Raw genomic sequence first — 20,636 nt, forward strand, 5'->3', positions numbered from 1 at the left:
GTATGGACATTTCGCACGTTAATGTGTTAAACTAGGTGAAAAATGCAGAACAGAAAAGAGGAGATGAAATGGCACAACTATGGGGTGGTCGTTTTACGAAAGAAACAGATCAGTTAGTTTATAATTTTAACGCTTCGATTTCTTTTGATAAGCGTTTTTATAAACAGGATATCAGAGGGAGCATTGCTCATGTGACGATGCTTGAAAAACAGGGGATTCTGACAAAAGAAGAGAAAGATCAGATCATAGAGGGTCTTGAAAGTATATGCAGAGACGTAGAGAACAAAACGCTTGAGATCACAGAAGAATATGAAGATATCCACAGCTTTGTAGAAGCGAATCTGATCGACAGGATCGGAGATGCGGGGAAAAAATTACATACAGGGCGAAGCAGAAACGATCAGGTCGCTTTGGATATGAAGCTTTATACGCGAGATGAGATCACACACCTTGACAGTTTGTTAAGAGAACTTATGGAAGTTCTTTTGAAATTGATGGAAGAAAATACAGAGACATATATGCCGGGATTTACACATCTGCAAAAGGCGCAGCCGATTACTCTGGCACATCATATGGGAGCTTATTTTGAAATGTTTAAGCGCGACCATCAGAGGATGCGGGATATTTATAAAAGGATGAACCTTTGTCCTCTCGGAAGCGGAGCTTTGGCGGGAACGACATATCCGTTGGACAGAGAATATACAGCTTTGCTTCTCGGATTTGACGGTCCGACTTTAAACAGTATGGATTCGGTGTCGGACAGAGACTATCTGATTGAACTTCTGTCTGCCATGTCAACGATTATGATGCACCTTAGCAGATTTTCGGAAGAAGTGATCATCTGGAATACAAATGAATACAAATTTGTTGAGATTGACGACGCTTACAGTACGGGAAGCAGTATTATGCCGCAAAAGAAAAATCCTGATATCGCAGAGCTTGTACGAGGAAAAACAGGACGCGTTTACGGAGCTCTCACTTCACTTTTGACGACGATGAAAGGGATTCCGCTTGCATATAATAAAGATATGCAGGAAGATAAAGAACTTGTATTTGATGCGATCGATACGACCAAAGGATGTCTTGCATTATTTACAGGAATGTTAAAGACAATGCGTTTTAACAATGCCCGCATGGAAGAAAGTGCAAAGCACGGTTTCACAAATGCGACGGATGCTGCGGATTATCTCGTAAATCACAATGTTCCGTTCAGGGATGCCCATGGTATCGTTGGAAGACTTGTATTGTATTGCATTGAGAAAAATATTGCTTTGGACGATATGTCTTTGGAAGAATTCAAGGCGATTTCTCCTGTCTTTGAAGAAGATATATATGAGGCGATCAGTATGAAAACATGCGTGGATATGCGTAACACAATCGGCGCGCCGGGGAAAAACGCAATGGAAGCGGTGATCAGAGCAGAACGGCAATATTTGAAAGAACAGCCTGCTTTATAAAGAATTTCGCAGAGTCAGGCTTTTACAGATAGAAGATACTATAGAGGTTATAGAGGCAAGCGGAAGCTGACGTGGATATGGCGCTATAGTAAGAAAGATAACAGGAAAAATAACAGTAAAAGGAGAAAGAAGATGGAACAGAAATTAAAAGTAGGTATTTTAGGTGCGACAGGAATGGTAGGTCAGAGATTTATCTCTCTGCTTGAGGATCATCCGTGGTTTGAAGTTGTAACAGTTGCGGCAAGCCCGCGTTCTGCAGGAAAGACATATGAGGAAGCGGTAGGCGATCGCTGGAAAATGGATACGCCGATGCCGGAGGCTGTGAAAAAGCTTGTTGTTCTTAACGTAAATGACGTAGAGCATGTAGCTTCGACTGTAGATTTTGTTTTCAGCGCGGTTGATATGAGCAAAGAAGAGATCAAAGTGATCGAAGAGGCATATGCAAAAACAGAGACTCCGGTCGTATCAAACAACAGCGCGCATCGCTGGACGCCGGACGTTCCGATGGTAGTACCGGAGATCAATGCAGAACATTTTGAAGTGATCAAAGATCAGAAGAAACGTCTCGGTACAACGAGAGGATTCATTGCAGTAAAACCGAACTGTTCGATCCAAAGTTACGCTCCGTGTTTGGCGGCATGGAAAGAATTCGGACCGAAAGAGCTTGTTGTTACAACATATCAGGCAATTTCAGGAGCAGGAAAAACATTCAAAGACTGGCCGGAAATGCTGGGAAATATTATTCCGTTTATCGGAGGAGAAGAAGAGAAAAGCGAGCAGGAGCCGCTTAGAGTTCTCGGAAAAGTGGAAAATGGCGAGATCGTAAAAGCCGAGCTTCCGAAGATCACATGTCAGTGTGTGCGTGTTCCTGTATTAAACGGACATACTGCGGCGGTATTTATCAATTTTGAAAAGAAACCGACAAAAGAACAGCTAATTGAAAAACTGGTAAACTTTAAAGGATTCCCGCAGGAAGCAGAACTGCCGAGCGCGCCGAAGCAGTTTATCCAGTATCTTGAGGAAGAAAATCGTCCGCAGGTAACGGCAGACGTAGATTATGAGCGCGGCATGGGAGTGTCTATCGGACGTCTCAGAGAGGACAGCATGTATGACTTTAAGTTTATCGGACTGTCACATAATACAGTAAGAGGTGCGGCTGGCGGAGCAGTGCTTTGTGCAGAAGCGCTTACGGCAAAAGGATATATCGCAAAGAAATAAAAATGATGTGGCAAAGACCATATTTATGAATGATAAAGGGGGTCTCAAAAATGGGAATGACGATGACGCAGAAGATTTTGGCTGCTCACGCAGGATTGGATACTGTGGAAGCAGGGCAGCTGATCGAAGCGAAACTCGATATCGTGATGGCGAATGATATTACAGGACCGATGGCTTTGCCGATCATCAGACAGATGTCGGATAAAGTATTTGATAAAGATAAGGTTGTGTTTGTACCGGATCATTTTACACCGAATAAAGATATCAAATCAGCGGAAAATTCAAAAGCAATTCGTGAATATGCGAAGGAGCAGGGGCTGAAATGGTATTTTGAACAGGGAAAATCGGGTGTGGAACATGCGATTCTTCCCGAAGCGGGAGTTGTCACCGCAGGTGAGTGTATCATCGGAGCGGATTCACATACATGTACATACGGAGCTTTGGGCGCGTTTTCAACAGGAATGGGAACGACCGATGTGGCAACCGGAATGGCGACAGGAGAAATCTGGTTTAAAGTGCCGTCGGCGATCAAGTTTGTTCTGACGGGAAAGCCGGGGAAATATGTAAGCGGAAAAGATATTATCATTCACATTATCGGCAAGATCGGAGTGGACGGCGCGCTTTATAAATCAATGGAATTTACAGGTGACGGAATTGGAAATCTGTCTATGGATGATCGTTTTACGATGGCGAATATGGCGATTGAGGCCGGTGCGAAAAACGGGATTTTTCCGGTGGATGAAAAGACGGTCGAGTATCTTGACGCTCATTGTGAGAAACCGTATACAGTTTACGAGGCGGACGAGGATGCGGTTTATGACGACGTTGTAGAGATTGATCTGTCAAAGGTGCGTCCGACGGTAGCGTTTCCGCATTTGCCGGGAAACGCAAAGACGATTGATGAGATCGAGGCAGAGGAACAGGTTAAGATCGATCAGGTTGTGATTGGTTCTTGTACGAACGGACGAATGGAAGATATGAGGAAAGCTGCGGCAATACTGAAAGGTCATACGGTACATCCTGATGTGCGTGTGATGGTTGTTCCGGCTACACAGAAGATTTATAAGCAATGTATCAAAGAAGGACTGCTGGATATTTTTGTAGATGCAGGATGTGCTGTAAATACTCCGAGCTGCGGACCGTGTATGGGCGGGCATATGGGAGTTATGGCAGCAGGAGAAAAGTGTGTTTCCACAACGAACCGTAATTTTGTCGGACGCATGGGACATGTTGATTCTCTGATTTATCTGGCATCGCCGGAAGTTGCCGCTGCAAGTGCGATCAAAGGGTATATTGCAAATCCCGAAAAAATAAGCGCTGCAGACGAAGAGGCAGATTCGCGGAATATTCAATGTGCAGAACAGAAAGAAGGAGGAAGATCATGAGAGCGCACGGACATGTTTTTAAATACGGAGACAATGTAGATACAGACGTTATCATTCCGGCAAGATATCTGAATTCCTTTGATGCACAAGAACTTGCCAGCCACGCTATGGCAGATATAGATCCGGATTTTGTAAAAAAAGTACAGTCGGGAGATATTATTGTGGCAAATAAAAATTTCGGATGCGGATCATCCAGAGAACATGCGCCGCTCTGCTTGAAAACGGCAGGAGTAAGCTGCATTATCGCGGAAACGTTCGCAAGAATCTTTTACAGAAATGCAATCAATATCGGTCTTCCGATTATTGAATGTCCGGAAGCGGCACAGGGAATTGAAGCAGGTGACGAAGTTGAGGTTGATTTTGACAGTGGTATGATTTACAATCGTACAAAAGGAACTGAATTTAAAGGTCAGCCCTTCCCGGAATTTATGCAGAAATTGATTGCCGCAGGCGGATTGGTCAACTATACAAACAGTAAAAAGAAATAATATATAAAGTTTTGGCTCTTTTAGCCGAAATTCGGGCAAAAAGAAAAGCGGCAGGCAGTACTGCCGCCTTTTTGCAACGGTTATTATATCTAAAACGAAAGGGAGAATTTAATGGGAAATGAAAAACAAAAGGGAAAGGCTTTTGCGCTTCTGCCTATAGGCGTGTTTTTGGTAATCTTTTTAGGCGCGGGAATCTTGTTTAAGGATTTTTACGCAATGCCGGCAGTAGTTGCATTTCTGATTGCTTTATTTGTTGCGTTTTTGCAGAACCGTAAAGTAAGTTTTCAGAAAAAGATGGAAGTGATCGCAAAAGGACTCGGAGAGGAAAATATTATTACTATGTGTCTTATTTTCCTTTGCGCGGGAGCTTTTTCGGGAGCGGTAACCGCAGCAGGCGGAGTGGACAGTACGGTGAATTTGGGACTCTCTCTTATTCCGCCGCATTTTGCAGTGGCAGGTCTGTTTATTATAGGATGTTTTATTTCAGTGTCGATGGGAACTTCCGTAGGAACAATCACGGCGCTTGCTCCGATTGCGGTCGGAATCAGTAAACAGACAGGGTTTTCTATGGCAATCTGTGTAGCTGCCGTCGTGTGCGGGGCAATGTTCGGCGATAACCTGTCGATGATCTCTGATACGACGATTGCGGCAGTAAAAACGCAGGGATGCGAGATGAAAGATAAGTTTAAGATGAATTTTCTGATCGTACTTCCGGCGGCGATCATTACAGTCGTGTTCTTTTGGTTTGTGACGCGCAATGTAGCGTACGATATTACAGAGAATTTAGACTATAATTTCTGGCAGGTTGTACCGTATCTTGTCGTGCTTATAGGTGCGTTGATCGGAATCAATGTATTTCTCGTGCTGATCGGCGGAACTGTTATTTCACTTATAGCGGGAGTGGCAACGGGAAACATTGTTTTAGCGGATATGTTTACTGTTGTAGGAGATGGCGTTGTATCGATGTATGATATTACTGTAATATCTATTCTTGTAGCATGTATTGTATCGCTTGTGAAGATGAACGGCGGAATCCAGTTTATTCTGGATCAGATCAAAAGCAGGATTCACGGAGCAAAAGGAGCACAGGGAGGAATTGCGCTGCTTTCGTTTTTAGTTGATCTTTGTACGGCAAACAATACGGTAGCGATTGTTATGACAGGCCCGATCGCGAAGGAAATCAGTGATGAGTTTGACGTTGATCCAAGAAGATCGGCATCTCTGCTGGATATGTTTACATCCGTTGGACAGGGGCTGATCCCTTACGGCGCTCAGCTTCTTACGGCTGCGGCTCTTACAGGTCTGACTCCGTTTGATTTTATGCCGTATTTGATCTATCCGATGCTGATGGCAGTATGCGGTATTGTGGCGATCTGCATAAGGCGGGAACGAAAAAGTGCCTGAGTATTCAGGAATATATTTAGTTGAAAATTGTGTTGCAGAAAGAAAAAGAGGTAAAATAATGAATTTATTGTATAAGAGTACAAGAAACTCAGAAAAAACAGTGACGGCATCCGAGGCGATCTTGAAAGGTCTGGCAGATGACGGGGGATTGTTTGTTCCGGAATCTATTCCAAAGCTTGACGTTACGCTTGATGAATTGAAAGGGATGTCTTATCAGGAAACAGCTTATGCTGTGATGAAACAGTTTTTTACGGATTTTACGGAGGAAGAGTTAAAACACTGCATCAACAGTGCGTATGATTCCAAGTTTGATACAGAAGTGATCGCTCCGCTTGTAAAAGTGGGTGACACATATCATTTGGAGTTGTTCCACGGAGCAACGATCGCATTTAAGGATATGGCTTTGTCGATTTTGCCGCATCTTCTTATTACGTCGGCTAAGAAAAATAATGTGAAAAATGAAATTGTAATTTTAACGGCAACATCAGGAGATACGGGAAAGGCGGCTCTTGCAGGTTTTGCGGACGTTCCGGGAACGAGGATCATCGTTTTTTATCCAAAAGGGGGCGTCAGCCGTATTCAGGAGCTTCAGATGGTGACTCAAAAAGGAGAGAACACATCAGTAGTGGCGATCCACGGAAATTTCGATCATGCACAAAGCGGTGTGAAAGCGATTTTTGAAGATAAAAAGCTGGCGGAAGAGTTGGCAGATGCCGGATACCAGTTTTCATCTGCGAACTCTATCAATATCGGACGTCTTGTTCCGCAGGTAGTATATTATGTTTACGCTTATGCAAAACTGCTTGAGAATGAAGAAATCAAAGCGGGAGAAAAGATCAATGTGACGGTTCCGACAGGAAACTTCGGAAACATTCTGGCTGCTTATTATGCGAAACAGATGGGAGTGCCGATTGCAAAGCTGATCTGTGCATCCAACGAAAATAAAGTGCTTTTTGATTTCTTTAAAACAGGGGTTTATGATAAAAACAGAGAATTTATCCTGACATCTTCCCCGTCTATGGACATTTTGATTTCCAGCAATCTGGAGCGTTTGATCTATACAATCGCAGGGCAGGATGCAGGGAAAAATGCCGAGTTGATGAGACAGCTTAAAGAAGAAGGCGTTTATGAAATAACAGAAGAGATGCGCGGACAGTTAGGTGATTTTGTCGGAGGATTTGCGACGGAAGAAGAGACGAAAGAGACGATTAAAAATACATATGAGAAAACAGGGTATGTGATGGATACGCATACGGCGGTAGCGGCACATGTATGCGCACAATACCGCAAGGAAAGTGGGGATGAAAAGAAGTGTCTCGTAGCTTCGACGGCGAGTCCGTATAAATTTATCCATAGCGTTATGACTGCCATTGACGATAAATATGCAAAGAAAGATGAATTTGAATTGATCGATGAGCTGAGCGCCCTGTCGGCAACGGAAATTCCGAATGCGATCAAAGAGATCCGAAATGCTCAGATCAGACATAACAGAGAATGCGATTCGGACAAAATGAAAGAAATCGTGAAAGAAATTTTGAATGTATAATTTATGAGAGGCTTGTCGTGTAGAAAATGCAGGATTGATAAAAAAATCCTGCATTTTTTAAATGGCGACGAGTCAAAACCCAGATTTTTCGGAAACCTTGACAATCGCTTAAAATCCACAAATGTGCCTTTTGACACTTCCGGTGATTGAAATGTAATTTTGTTTTTTTTAGAAATAAAATAGAGCATATGAATTTGCAGTTTATAAAACTTTCATATAATCGAGAGAGATAGATGAATATTATTGTTGATTTTTGGAAAATGATTTTGTATAATGAAAGCATAACGCTGGCATTAAGCGGCGTAGATGTGAAATATACATTTTAGAAAGAGAGAGGTAAGACATATTATGGCAAACATTGATCTTAGTCAGTATGGTATTACAGGAACTACGGAAATCGTTTACAACCCTTCTTATGAGCTGCTTTTTAAAGAAGAGACAGATTCAAGTCTTGAAGGCTTTGAAAAAGGACAGGAAAGCGAACTGGGAGCTGTTAATGTAATGACAGGTATTTATACAGGACGTTCTCCGAAAGATAAATTTATCGTAATGGATGAAAACTCCAAAGATACGGTTTGGTGGACATCAGATGAATACAAAAACGACAATCATCCGGCAAGCCAGGAAGCATGGGATACATGTAAGGCGATCGCGCTGAAAGAACTTTCCAATAAGAGACTGTTTGTTGTTGACGCATTTTGCGGAGCAAATGCAGATACACGTATGGCAATCCGTTTTATCGTAGAGGTTGCTTGGCAGGCTCATTTTGTAAAGAATATGTTTATTCAGCCGACAGAGGAAGAGCTTGAGAACTTTAAGCCGGATTTTGTTGTATACAATGCATCAAAAGCAAAAGTGGAAAATTATAAAGAACTGGGATTGAACTCAGAGACAGCGGCTATGTTCAATATTACAAGCCGTGAGCAGGTTATTCTGAATACATGGTACGGCGGAGAGATGAAAAAAGGTATGTTCTCTATGATGAACTACTATCTGCCGCTGAAAGGAATCGCTTCTATGCACTGTTCCGCAAACACAGACATGAACGGAGAGAATACAGCAATTTTCTTCGGACTTTCAGGAACAGGTAAGACAACGCTTTCCACAGATCCGAAACGTCTTTTGATCGGTGATGACGAGCACGGATGGGATGATAACGGTATCTTTAACTTTGAAGGCGGATGTTATGCAAAAGTAATCAACCTTGATAAAGAGTCAGAGCCGGATATTTATAATGCAATTAAGAGAAACGCTCTTCTTGAGAACGTAACTCTTGATGAGAACGGAAAAATTGACTTTGATGATAAGAGTGTAACAGAGAATACTCGTGTGTCTTATCCGATCGATCATATTGAAAAAATCGTGCGTCCGATATCGGCAGCTCCGGCAGCGAAAAATGTAATTTTCCTGTCAGCAGATGCGTTTGGAGTGCTTCCGCCGGTATCGATTCTTACACCGGAGCAGACAGAATATTATTTCTTGTCAGGATTTACAGCAAAACTTGCAGGTACGGAGCGTGGTATCACAGAGCCGACACCGACATTCTCAGCATGTTTTGGACAGGCATTTCTTGAGCTTCATCCGACAAAATATGCTGAAGAGCTCGTTAAGAAAATGAAAGCTAACAACGCGAAAGCATATCTTGTAAATACAGGATGGAACGGAACAGGAAAACGTATCTCTATTAAAGATACTCGTGGTATCATCGATGCAATTTTGAACGGAGATATCGCAAATGCGCCGACAAAAACTATTCCGTACTTCAACATTGAAGTTCCGACAGAGCTTCCGGGAGTTGACACAAACATTCTTGATCCTCGTGACACATATGCAGACGCTTCCGAATGGGATGAAAAGGCAAAAGATCTTGCAGGAAGATTTATTAAAAACTTTGCAAAATATGAGAGCAACGAGGCAGGAAAAGCTCTTGTTTCAGCTGGTCCGCAGTTATAAGAACAGTTTTTTCGTTAATCAAAGAAAATCATATTCAGCAGAGAATATGATGATTGTCGATATAAGAAATGTGAAAAAGAAATCGCTGAAGTTTTATACTTCAGCGATTTCTTTGTATAGGAGATGAGACAAAGTCTGGATTTTCCAAAGACTTCTTCTTTCATAAATTGGATTTACTTGATAATATATAAAAAAGAAGATATAATTATATCAATAAAATGATATAAAAATAAAGAAACATGAAAGGGTGAAGAAAATGATTATTAAAGCTTCGGCAACATTACGAAACGATTATTCTACGATTTCCAATCTTGCAAGGGCAACGAGTGAACCGATTTATATAACAAAAAATGGCGAGGGTGACGGAGTATTTATGAATATTGATGCCTTTGAGAAAAGGGAACAGGCATTGGAACTTCGTGCGAAAATCATGCAAGCAGAAGAAGAACGGTTAAACGGAGCAAAGACAAGAAGTATCTCCGAAGCAAGAAAGGAATTGAGAGAACGTGCAGGAACAATATAAGGTTGAGATTCTTCCTACTGCGTGGGAAGATTTGAAAAGTATTGAGGACTATTATTTACTTCAATTCGGTGTGGAATCTGCGATGAAAGTAACAGATCAGATATTAAATAGTATTGAACGTTTGGAGTTATACCCGAATTTTGGTTCACTTACACCTGACAAATGGTTGAACCGAAAGGGGTATCACATGATTATATCTGAAAGGTATGTTTCTATATATCGACTGATAGAAAAAACAGTTTATATATATCATATTGCCGATACACAGACAGAGTACACTAAACTGTTTTCGTAAATGAAATTGAATAAGAATTTTAAGCAGAAGAACTGCCTGTCATTGAAAGATTGATGATAGGCAGTTCTTTTACTAGGAGATGAGACAAAGTCTGGATTTTTCAGAGGCTTTTGGCGTTTCCGGTGATTACCGAAAATAAGTGTTAGCAATTTTGTTACATGTATATAGGTATTTTTGAAATCATGAAAAAGATTTCCGTAGTTTCTCCACAGCCCCTTTTTCGATTCGTGAGACATAAGAACGGGAAATTCCAAGTTGTCTTGCAATTTCCCGCTGCGTATATTCTTCTCCGTTATAGAGTCCGTAACGCATTTTTAAAATAATACGTTCCCGCTGCGATAATTCTTTTTCGACTTTTTCATAAAGTGTCTGTATATTTTCTTTTAGGTGAATTTTTTCGGCAACTTCTTCTTCATCAGTCTCGATAATATCATATAATTTTATTTCGTTTCCTTCTCTGTCAGTGCCGATTGGTTCATAAAGAGAGATTTCTTTTGCGGCTTTTTTCTTGGAACGAAGATACATAAGAATTTCATTTTCTATGCATCTGGAAGCATAGGCGGCGAGGCGGTTTCCTTTGTCAGGATTAAAAGTGACAACGGCTTTGATCAGTCCGATTGTGCCGATAGAGATCAGGTCTTCGGGATCTTCTTCGGAATTTTGATATTTTTTGATTACATGTGCGACAAGTCTTAGATTGCGTTCGATCAGGATGTGTTTTGCCTCGAGGTCACCTTCTGTGTATTTTCGGATATAATATTTTTCTTCCGACGGCGTGAGCGGATTTGGAAATGATTTCAAGATAACACCTCTTAGCACATTTGATATAGTCTATGTAAAAGACATGTTGTTTGTGCTTTTCCATCTGTAAACTGGGAAATAAATTCTGTCATTTCGTGAAATTTTCATTTTTTTCTTGACGCTCATTTTTTTATGAATTATCATAAATCTACATTCCCGAAGAAATTCATCTTCGGCAATCTGACCTCTGAAAGAGGTGTCTGACCGGATCGGTTGGAATTCAATTATTTTAAGTGGTGTTTCTTCTATAATAAATAGTGTATAAATCAACAGTATAAACGATAGAAGATCTTGTTATTTTAACAAAGGAGAACAGGAAGCTCATAGAAAGGAGTGCAAATGAGTTTCAGTACAATTTTATCTGCGGTGATTGAAGGTCTTGAGGTGGCGTTTATTCATGTAGAGGCAGATATATCGAACGGCCTGCCGGTATTCCATATGGTGGGGTATTTGTCATCGGAAGTAAAAGAAGCGGGAGAAAGGGTGAGAACTGCAATTAAAAATTCGGGATTTGAGTATCCGGCAAAGCGGACTGTTGTGAATTTATCACCGGCTACAATGCGAAAGCACGGCGCGTCTTTTGACCTGCCGATCGCCGCGGCGATATTGACTGCATTAGGACAGATTGAAAAGCCGGAGAAAGACTGTCTGATTATCGGAGAACTCAGTCTTGGAGGAAGTGTGAAGAAAGTGTCTGGAGTTTTGCCGATCGTAATGGAAGCGAAAGAAAAAGGGGTGAGAAAGTGTATTGTTCCGTCTGAAAATGTAACGGAAGCGTCGCTTGTCAGTGAAATGGAAATTGTAGGAGCTGCGACTTTGCAGGAAGCGGTTGAGGCAATGCAAAACAGAAGAAAGAGAAAGAAGATACAAAATAAAGAGATAACGGATTGTGGGAATTTGAGAAAAACAGTTCAAAAAGAAACGAAATTTCCTGATTTTGCAGATATGAAAGGTCAGGAATTTGTAAAAAGAGCAGCGGAAATCGCAGTTGCAGGAGGGCACAATCTTCTTCTTATCGGTCCGCCGGGCAGTGGAAAGTCAATGACGGCAAAATGTATTGCCGGGATATTGCCGCCGCTTGATTTGCGAGAAAGTTTGGAGATTACAAAAATATACAGTGTATTAGGGTTAGTTGATGAGAAAACCCCGCTGATTGTAGACCGTCCGTTTCGTGAAGTGCATCATACGGCAACAAAAGCTGCTTTGATCGGAGGAGGAACGATTCCGCATCCCGGAGAAATCAGCCTTGCTCATAAAGGCGTTTTATTTCTTGATGAACTCCCTGAATTTCGCAGAGATACGTTGGAAGTGCTTCGACAACCATTGGAAGAGCGGTATGTGAATCTGTCGCGAACATACGGAAATTATACATTCCCGGCAAATTTTATGCTTGTGGCAGCTATGAATCCGTGTCCGTGTGGATGTTTTCCGAATGCAAATTGTACATGTACACCTTTGCAGATCCAAGCGTATCAGAATCGTATCAGCCGTCCTTTTCTGGATAGGATCGATCTATGTGTGGAAGCTTCTCAAGTAAAATATGAGCATTTATCAGATGAGCAGAAAGGCGAAAGTTCAAAAGAAATACGAAAAAGAATTTGCCGGGTCAGAGAGATGCAAAGAATACGATATAAGGAAACAGGAAATTTAACAAATGCAATGTTGGAAGGGGATGCTTTAAATAAGTATTGCAAGTTGGGAACAAAAGAAAAAAAGGTGATGGAGCAGGCCTTTTCGGTTATGAATTTGACGGCCCGGGGATATAGCAGGATTTTGAAAACAGCGCGAACGATTGCAGATTTAGAAGAAAGTGATGCGATCAAAGTAAAGCACTTGCAAGAAGCGCTTGGATATAGAATGGATAACAGGAAATATACTGTATAGGAGGATAAAATGAAAACGGAAGTGAAGAGAACGGTCGAGGCGAAGTAATGTGAAATGTGAATAGATAAATAAAGTATGAAATAAAAGGAGAATGTATGAAGTACGAATATTGGTTTGCTAAAATACAGGGAATAAATTTGCGAAAAAAAATCCGCCTGCGTCAATGCATGAAAACAGCAGAAGCGATTTATTATATAGAAGAAACACAGCTGAAAAAAATAGAATTTTTAAACGAATCAGAGCAAGATAAAATTTTGAAGGCAAAACGGCAGGATCCGGAAAAAGAGTATGAAAGTCTGTGTGAAAAAGGAATTCGTTTTATTCCGCATTTTACGGATGAATATCCGGAAAAATTAAAACGGATTTCGGATTATCCTTATGCACTTTATGTAAAAGGCAGCCTTCCGGATAAAGCTGCGAAAAAGGCGGCTCTCGTGGGAGCGAGGAGATGTACTCCTTATGGTGAAAAATATGCAGTTGATTTTGGAAAAGTTTTGGCAGAACATGGGGTGCAGATTATAAGTGGAATGGCTCGCGGCGTAGATGGAATGGGTCACAGAGGGGCGCTTCTTGGAAATGGTAAAACATTCGCGGTATTGGGGTGTGGCGTAGACGTTTGTTACCCGAGGGAGCATATCGGGCTTTATGTAGATATATTGGAACAAGGAGGTGGAATTATTTCCGAGATGCCGCCTGGAACGCCTCCGTTTCCTCAAAACTTTCCGGCTCGGAACAGAATTATAAGCGGATTGTCAGATGTTGTGCTTGTTATGGAAGCGGGAGAGAAGAGCGGCTCGCTTATTACAGTCGATCTGGCATTAGAACAAGGGAGAGAAGTGTATGCGCTTCCGGGTCCTGTAAATAGCCGGATGAGTATCGGATGTAATGAATTGATCCGTCAGGGAGCGGGAATTTTACTTTCACCGGAAATGTTTTTGGAAGAATTGGGATTATCAGGTAAAAAAACAGAGAAAGAAGGTAAAAATAAAAAAATGCTTGAAACTCAAGAGGAATTGTTGTATAGTTGTCTCGGTTTGTACCCAAAGAGCGTGGAAGAAATTTTGAAAGAAACAAAACTGGAAGTACGTCAGGTGATGGAAATATTGGTTTCTTTGGAATTGCGCGGGTACATACGGGAAATATCAAAAAATCATTATATTATTGTTTAAAATGAATTTTCCTGCAGTTTGATTTGAGTTTGAAAATCATAAAAACAGCTTTGGGTTAAAAATGGGCACATACCGCTCAGATGGAGGAGTAATTTTTTATGGCACATTATCTTGTTATCGTGGAGTCTCCTGCGAAAGTGAAAACGATCAAAAAGTTTTTGGGCAGCAATTATACAGTTGCGGCTTCTCAGGGACATGTACGGGATCTTCCGAAAAGTTCACTTGGAATCGATGTAGAACACGATTACGAACCAAAATACATTACAATAAGGGGAAAAGGCGATATTCTTGCGGCTTTGCGGAAAGAGGCGAAGAAGTCGGACAAAGTATTTCTGGCAACTGACCCTGACCGTGAAGGAGAGGCGATTTCGTGGCATCTTGCGACTGCGCTGAAATTAGATGAAAAGAAGATGCGTAGGATTACCTTTAATGAGATTACAAAAAATGCAGTGAAGGCATCCTTGAAAGCTCCGCGGGATATTGATATGAATTTAGTTGATGCGCAGCAGGCACGCCGCGTTCTGGATCGTATGGTCGGATACCGGATCAGCCCGCTTCTTTGGGCAAAAGTAAAACGCGGACTGAGCGCGGGGCGTGTGCAGTCGGTAGCGCTTCGTCTTGTGGCAGACAGAGAAGAGGAGATTAATGCGTTTATTCCGGAAGAGTATTGGACACTTGACGTGATTTTGAAGATAAAAGGGGAAAAGCGCCCTCTTACAGCAAAGTTTTACGGAACAGATCAGAAAAAAATGACGATCAGATCAGAGCAGGAATTAAATGAGATTGTCAAAAAGATCGAGAATGCAGAATTCAAAGTTTCAGATATAAAAACGAGCGAGCGGTTCAGAAAAGCTCCTCTTCCGTTTACTACGAGTACACTGCAGCAGGAAGCGGCGAAGGCTCTGAATTTCGGAACTCAAAAGACGATGCGCATTGCGCAGCAGCTTTATGAAGGTGTTGATATTAAAGGCGGCGGAACAGTCGGTGTCATCACTTATCTTCGTACGGATTCTACTCGAATCGCAGACGAAGCGGACGCATCGGCAAGAGAATATATCGCTTCTGTTTACGGAGAAAAGTATATTGCGGCGGGGCAGACGAAGCAGGCGGAAGGAAAGAAAATACAGGATGCACATGAGGCGATCCGTCCGACGGATATCAGCAGAACTCCGGCTTCGATCAAAGAATCTCTCACAAGAGATCAGTTCCGTTTGTATCAACTGATATGGAAACGTTTTGCGGCAAGCCGTATGATGCCGGCGCAATATGAATCTACTTCGGTTAAGATTGCAGCCGGGCAGTATCGTTTTTCGGTTTCGACATCAAGATGTGTATTTGACGGGTTTAGATCTGTCTATACAGAAGCTGATGAAGAAAAAGAGGAAAGTAATGTTCTTGTAGGACACTTAAGTATGGATTCTGTATTTACAAGAGAAGATTTTGATACAAAACAGCATTTTACACAGCCGCCGGCGCATTATACAGAAGCCAGTCTTGTAAAGGCGTTGGAGGAACTTGGAATCGGGCGTCCGAGTACGTATGCCCCTACGATTTCAATCATACTTGGGCGCAGATATGTGACAAAAGAGGCGAAAAATTTATATTTGACGGAAATTGGGGAAGTGGTGAACAATATTATGAAACAATCTTTCCCAAGTATTGTGGATGCAAATTTCACGGCAAATATGGAAGGCCTTTTAGATATGGTTGAGGAAGGAAAGGTTGCATGGAAAGATGTGATCCGTAATTTTTATCCGGATCTGGATGAGGCGGTAAAACGTGCGGAGATCGAGCTTGAAAGTGTCAAGATCGAAGATGAAGTGACAGATGTGATCTGCGAAGAATGTGGAAGAAACATGGTAATCAAGTACGGGCCTCATGGAAAATTTTTGGCATGCCCCGGGTTTCCGGAATGCAGAAATACGAAACCATACCTTGAAAAGATAGGCGTACCTTGTCCGGTATGCGGAAAGGACGTTGTGATTCGTAAGACAAAGAAAGGCAGAAAATATTACGGATGTGAAAATAATCCGGAGTGTGATTTCATGTCGTGGCAGAAGCCGTCGAAAGAAAAGTGTCCTGACTGCGGCGGTTACATGTTGGAAAAAGGAAATAAACTCGTATGTGCAGATGAAAAATGCGGATATGTAAAAACAATCGGGAAATAGAGTGGAAACCAAACAAAAACAGAGGCATTCGGATTATAAATAAAAAAAATAAAAAATAAGAAATAAAACTGCGGAAATGTATTGAAATCAGAAAAATTGTGTGATAACATATTATTATCTATATATTTATCTGGATTTGTGTATACAATTATTGGCTTGTAAGAAGCAAACGGAGGAAATAATGAGCGTACAACTGTTAGACAAAACAAGAAAAATTAATAAATTGCTTCATAACAATAATTCAAGTAAGGTCGTATTTAATGATATTTGTGCGGTATTGACCGAAATTCTTGATTCAAATGTTCTTGTGGTAAGCAGAAAGGGGAAGATTCTCGGCGTAAGTAAAAGCCCGGATGTTCAGGAAATCAGTGAATTGATCACAGAGGCTGTCGGATCTCATATCGATCAGATGTTAAATGAAAGACTTTTAAGCATTCTTTCTACAAAAGAAAATGTGAATCTGGAGACACTTGGATTTTCAGCAGAGGCGGTGCAGGGGTGCCAGGCAATCGTAACTCCGATTGATATTGCGGGAGAGAGGCTTGGAACATTATTTATTTATAAGCAAGATAAGACGTATTCGATAGACGACATTATTTTGAGCGAATACGGAACTGCTGTTGTCGGTTTGGAGATGCTTCGTTCTGTAAATGAAGAAAGTGCGGAAGAAACAAGAAAAGAACATATCGTGCAATCGGCGATCAGTACACTGTCATTTTCGGAGTTAGAAGCGATTATTCACATTTTTGATGAGCTCGGCGGAACGGAAGGTATTCTTGTCGCAAGTAAAGTAGCTGACAGAGTAGGCATTACACGTTCGGTTATTGTGAATGCGCTGCGTAAGTTTGAAAGTGCGGGAGTAATTGAATCTCGTTCTTCCGGTATGAAGGGAACCTATATAAAAGTGTTGAACGACTATATTTTTGAAGAACTTGAGAAAATTAAAAAAGAACGTATGTAGTTTTTTAAAAAGCGGAAAGTCAGATAGAGGCAGGCAGGAGGAAGAACGATGTACGAAGGAAATCCCGTAGATCTGCGTATGGAAAAAATCATATCGGCAGATGGAATTTTTGATGAAGCGACAAGGCAGTGCAGGGTTGAAAAATATGATCCGGAGGAAGATTACATTTATCTTGAGTTGAAAGAAGATGAATTGACGGTAATTTCACTCGATGCTAAATACAGATGTTATATTTCGACAAGGACAGAACTTTTGTATTGCACAGGGGTTGTGAAAGAACGATATTGTCGCGATGACCGAAAGTTTTTGAAGCTTCGGATTGAAAATGGTTTTTACAATGTATATGAAGGCAGAAAAATGACGAAACGTGCGTAGATGCGTTTCGTCTTTTTGTATCAAGAAAACCACGCGATAGTCGCGTGGTTCCGTGAAAGCTTTAGCGGTGTATTCAGAAATAAAAACTCCTAATGTGTATAATAAAAACGTGACCTGCCAGTTACGTAAATAAAAACACATTAGGAGGACCGTATAATGTCAGAACAAAATACAGACGTAAAAAGCTTAGCACATACAAAATGGAATTGCAAATATCATGTAGTGTTTGCACCTAAATATCGAAGGAAAGTATTTTATAACGAAAAGAAAGAAGCAATTCGTGAAATAATCCGAACACTGTGCCAATGGAAAGGTGTTGAAATCATCGAAGGAGAAGTATGTCCGGATCATATTCATTTACTTCTGAGTATCCCGCCCAAAATGAGCGTTTCGGGATTCATGGGATACTTAAAAGGAAAGAGTAGCCTAATGATATTTCAGAGATTCGGAAATATGAAATTTGCATACCGAAACCGCGAGTTTTGGTGTAAGGGATACTATGTTGATACAGTAGGGAAGAACACGGCAGCAATAAAAAGTTACATAGCCAACCAGCTAAAACAAGATAAGGAAATGGATCAGATTAGTCTATTCGATCCGCGAGACCCGTTTACGGGTAGCAAGTAATCCTGCGCGTGGCTGGCAGGCCAATAAAAGACGCACTTGTGCGTGGCTAGTAATATTAGGGCTATGCCCGAAAATGAAAAACCACCCGCTAGGCGGGTGGATGTTTATTTATGGGCGATGAGCCAAAGATCGGGCTTACTGAAATATTGTCAACTGCTGATTGATCTATAATGTGCGTTTTGGAACTTCCGGTGATTGTTGTTATTTTTTCTATAAAAACCTCATAAACTGTGTTGACAAATTGAAAACAGAGTGCTATTTTATATTCATGAAGTTTAGCACTCGTAATAAATGAGTGCTAACAGGCAAATTTAAAGGAGGAATTACAATGAAATTAGTACCGTTGGGTGACAAAATTGTTTTGAAACAGTTAGAAGCAGAAGAGACGACAAAATCCGGTATTGTTTTGCCGGGACAGGCAAAAGAAAAACCGCAGGAAGCAGAAGTTATCGCTGTAGGACCGGGCGGAAATATAGATGGAAAAGAAGTAGTAATGCAGGTAAACGTGGGAGATAAAGTGATTTACTCTAAATACGCAGGAACAGACGTGGAACTGGACAAAGAAGAGTACATTATCGTAAAACAGAGCGATATTCTCGCAATCGTAACAGAGTAAAAATAGTCAGAAGACAGATGATCACAGGTAAGAATAAGGAGATGTTTAACGATGGCAAAGGAAATCAAATACGGATCTGAAGCAAGAACAGCCCTTGAAAAAGGTGTAAATCAGTTAGCGGATACAGTAAAAGTAACACTCGGACCAAAAGGAAGAAATGTCGTTCTTGACAAATCTTTCGGAGCGCCGCTTATTACAAACGATGGTGTGACGATTGCAAAAGAGATCGAATTGGAAGACGGATTTGAAAATATGGGAGCGCAGCTTATCAGAGAAGTTGCTTCTAAGACGAACGATGTGGCAGGAGATGGAACAACAACGGCAACAGTGCTTGCGCAGGCAATGGTACATGAGGGAATGAAAAACCTTGAAGCAGGAGCGAATCCGATCGTTCTTAGAAAAGGTATGAAAAAGGCAACAGATAACGCGGTTGAAGCGATCCGTGCTATGAGCAGCAAGGTGAATGGAAAAGAACAGATCGCGAGAGTTGCGGCAGTTTCTTCCGGCGATGAGGAAGTCGGACAGATGGTTGCGGATGCGATGGAAAAAGTATCGAATGACGGAGTCATCACGATTGAAGAATCCAAAACTATGCAGACAGAATTAGACCTTGTAGAAGGAATGCAGTTTGATCGAGGATATATTTCTGCATATATGGCAACAGATATGGAAAAGATGGAAGCGATTCTTGATGATCCGTATATTTTGATTACAGATAAGAAGATTTCTAATATTCAGGATATTCTTCCGGTGCTTGAGCAGATTGTCCAGTCCGGCGCAAGACTTCTTATTATCGCAGAGGATATTGAAGGAGAGGCTCTCACAACATTAATCGTAAATAAACTTCGCGGAACATTTAATGTTGTTGCAGTAAAAGCTCCGGGTTATGGAGACAGAAGAAAAGAAATGCTTCAGGATATCGCAATTTTGACAGGCGGACAGGTGATCTCAGAAGAACTTGGATTTGATCTGAAGGAAACAACTATGGATCAGCTTGGCCGTGCAAAATCTGTAAAAGTTCAGAAAGAAAATACTGTTATTGTAGATGGATGCGGAGATAAAAAAGCGATTGAAGACAGAATTGCACAGATCAAGAAAGCGATCGAGGAGACGACTTCTGAGTTTGATAAAGAAAAATTGCAGGAAAGACTTGCAAAACTTGCAGGCGGTGTAGCTGTTATCCGTGTCGGCGCTGCAACAGAAACGGAGATGAAAGAAGCTAAGCTTCGTATGGAAGATGCACTGAATGCGACAAGAGCGGCCGTAGAAGAAGGTATTATTGCAGGCGGTGGTTCTGCGTATATCCATGCTTCAAAAGAAGTGGCTAAATTGACAGAGGAATTGGAAGGTGATGAGAAGACAGGAGCCAAGATCATTCTGAAAGCATTGGAAGCTCCGCTTCATCAGATTGCTGCTAATGCAGGACTTGAGGGCGCTGTGATTGTAAATAAAGTAAGAGAATCCGATCCGGGAGTAGGATTTGACGCTTATGCGGAAGAATATGTTGATATGGTAAGCAAAGGAATTCTGGATCCGGCTAAAGTGACAAGAAGTGCTTTGCAGAATGCAACGAGCGTTGCATCCACGCTTTTGACAACAGAATCTGTTGTGGCAACGATTAAAGAAGATGTACCGGCTATGCCGGCAGGCGGTGCAGGCGGAATGGGTATGATGTAAAAATAGTATCTAACCATATTATAGTGTATAGAAGGTCTGTGGGAATTTCCTACAGACCTTTAAAAAATGAAAATTGAAATACCGGTACC

The 20,636-nt window shown here is 41.4% G+C and carries 18 protein-coding genes; 17 read left to right on the plus strand and 1 reads right to left on the minus strand.

The window, feature by feature from the left end; genetic code table 11:
• The first annotated feature begins 68 nt into the window (after positions 1-68).
• The 9 genes from argH (at position 69) to ACH9UM_RS02135 (ending at position 10,269) form a co-directional block, all read left to right on the plus strand.
• Positions 69-1,457, plus strand: a complete 1,389-nt coding sequence (gene argH / locus ACH9UM_RS02095; protein WP_004847141.1) for an argininosuccinate lyase — start codon at positions 69-71, stop codon at positions 1,455-1,457.
• Between the two features lie 132 nt (positions 1,458-1,589).
• A complete protein-coding gene (asd, locus tag ACH9UM_RS02100; protein ID WP_004847143.1) occupies positions 1,590-2,675 on the plus strand; it encodes an aspartate-semialdehyde dehydrogenase in 1,086 nt (361 codons plus the stop codon).
• Between the two features lie 50 nt (positions 2,676-2,725).
• Positions 2,726-4,060 carry a 3-isopropylmalate dehydratase large subunit gene (gene leuC / locus ACH9UM_RS02105; protein WP_009243701.1) on the plus strand — a complete coding sequence of 445 codons (1,335 nt, stop codon included), beginning with the start codon at positions 2,726-2,728 and terminating at the stop codon, positions 4,058-4,060.
• Positions 4,057-4,548, plus strand: a complete 492-nt coding sequence (gene leuD / locus ACH9UM_RS02110; RefSeq protein ID WP_004847150.1) for a 3-isopropylmalate dehydratase small subunit — start codon at positions 4,057-4,059, stop codon at positions 4,546-4,548. The genes leuC and leuD overlap by 4 nt, the downstream gene beginning before the upstream one ends.
• A 111-nt stretch (positions 4,549-4,659) precedes the next feature.
• The gene (locus ACH9UM_RS02115) at positions 4,660-5,952 is read left to right on the plus strand and encodes a Na+/H+ antiporter NhaC family protein (RefSeq protein WP_004847159.1); all 1,293 of its coding nucleotides are present in this window, start codon (positions 4,660-4,662) and stop codon (positions 5,950-5,952) included.
• A 58-nt stretch (positions 5,953-6,010) separates the two neighbouring features.
• On the plus strand, positions 6,011-7,498 hold the full coding sequence (gene thrC / locus ACH9UM_RS02120; RefSeq protein ID WP_004847161.1) for a threonine synthase: 1,488 nt from the start codon (positions 6,011-6,013) through the stop codon (positions 7,496-7,498).
• Between the two features lie 348 nt (positions 7,499-7,846).
• The gene (gene pckA / locus ACH9UM_RS02125; protein ID WP_004847165.1) at positions 7,847-9,451 is read left to right on the plus strand and encodes a phosphoenolpyruvate carboxykinase (ATP); all 1,605 of its coding nucleotides are present in this window, start codon (positions 7,847-7,849) and stop codon (positions 9,449-9,451) included.
• A gap of 256 nt (positions 9,452-9,707) precedes the next feature.
• Positions 9,708-9,974, plus strand: a complete 267-nt coding sequence (locus tag ACH9UM_RS02130) for a type II toxin-antitoxin system Phd/YefM family antitoxin (protein WP_004847167.1) — start codon at positions 9,708-9,710, stop codon at positions 9,972-9,974.
• Positions 9,958-10,269, plus strand: a complete 312-nt coding sequence (locus tag ACH9UM_RS02135; protein WP_004847169.1) for a type II toxin-antitoxin system RelE/ParE family toxin — start codon at positions 9,958-9,960, stop codon at positions 10,267-10,269. The genes ACH9UM_RS02130 and ACH9UM_RS02135 overlap by 17 nt, the downstream gene beginning before the upstream one ends.
• A 180-nt stretch (positions 10,270-10,449) precedes the next feature.
• Here the strand turns inward: ACH9UM_RS02135 and sigK are convergent, their stop codons facing one another.
• On the minus strand, positions 10,450-11,070 hold the full coding sequence (sigK, locus tag ACH9UM_RS02140; protein WP_009320944.1) for an RNA polymerase sporulation sigma factor SigK: 621 nt from the start codon (positions 11,068-11,070) through the stop codon (positions 10,450-10,452).
• A gap of 339 nt (positions 11,071-11,409) precedes the next feature.
• On the opposite strand from sigK, the gene ACH9UM_RS02145 reads away from it, so the two are divergent.
• From ACH9UM_RS02145 to groL, 8 genes are all read left to right on the plus strand, one after another.
• A complete protein-coding gene (locus tag ACH9UM_RS02145) occupies positions 11,410-12,954 on the plus strand; it encodes a YifB family Mg chelatase-like AAA ATPase (protein ID WP_004847174.1) in 1,545 nt (514 codons plus the stop codon).
• A gap of 95 nt (positions 12,955-13,049) precedes the next feature.
• Positions 13,050-14,123: a DNA-processing protein DprA gene (gene dprA, locus ACH9UM_RS02150; RefSeq protein WP_004847175.1), complete on the plus strand. Its 1,074-nt coding sequence runs from the start codon at positions 13,050-13,052 to the stop codon at positions 14,121-14,123.
• A gap of 98 nt (positions 14,124-14,221) precedes the next feature.
• Positions 14,222-16,291, plus strand: coding sequence for a type I DNA topoisomerase (gene topA / locus ACH9UM_RS02155; protein WP_004847177.1), 2,070 nt, complete (start codon positions 14,222-14,224; stop codon positions 16,289-16,291).
• Positions 16,292-16,472: 181 nt separating this feature from the next.
• Entirely contained in the window at positions 16,473-17,252 is a 780-nt protein-coding gene (gene codY / locus ACH9UM_RS02160; protein WP_004847178.1) for a GTP-sensing pleiotropic transcriptional regulator CodY, read from the plus strand.
• A gap of 48 nt (positions 17,253-17,300) precedes the next feature.
• Positions 17,301-17,627: a hypothetical protein gene (locus ACH9UM_RS02165; protein ID WP_004847181.1), complete on the plus strand. Its 327-nt coding sequence runs from the start codon at positions 17,301-17,303 to the stop codon at positions 17,625-17,627.
• A 156-nt stretch (positions 17,628-17,783) separates the two neighbouring features.
• The gene (gene tnpA / locus ACH9UM_RS02170) at positions 17,784-18,254 is read left to right on the plus strand and encodes an IS200/IS605 family transposase (RefSeq protein ID WP_004845078.1); all 471 of its coding nucleotides are present in this window, start codon (positions 17,784-17,786) and stop codon (positions 18,252-18,254) included.
• Positions 18,255-18,582: 328 nt separating this feature from the next.
• Entirely contained in the window at positions 18,583-18,870 is a 288-nt protein-coding gene (groES, locus tag ACH9UM_RS02175) for a co-chaperone GroES (RefSeq protein WP_004847185.1), read from the plus strand.
• A 51-nt stretch (positions 18,871-18,921) separates the two neighbouring features.
• Positions 18,922-20,547, plus strand: coding sequence for a chaperonin GroEL (groL, locus tag ACH9UM_RS02180; protein ID WP_004847187.1), 1,626 nt, complete (start codon positions 18,922-18,924; stop codon positions 20,545-20,547).
• Positions 20,548-20,636 lie beyond the last annotated feature (89 nt).

The sequence above is a fragment of the Mediterraneibacter torques genome, from assembly GCF_044591705.1.
GTDB classification, from domain to species: Bacteria; Bacillota; Clostridia; order Lachnospirales; family Lachnospiraceae; genus Mediterraneibacter; species Mediterraneibacter torques.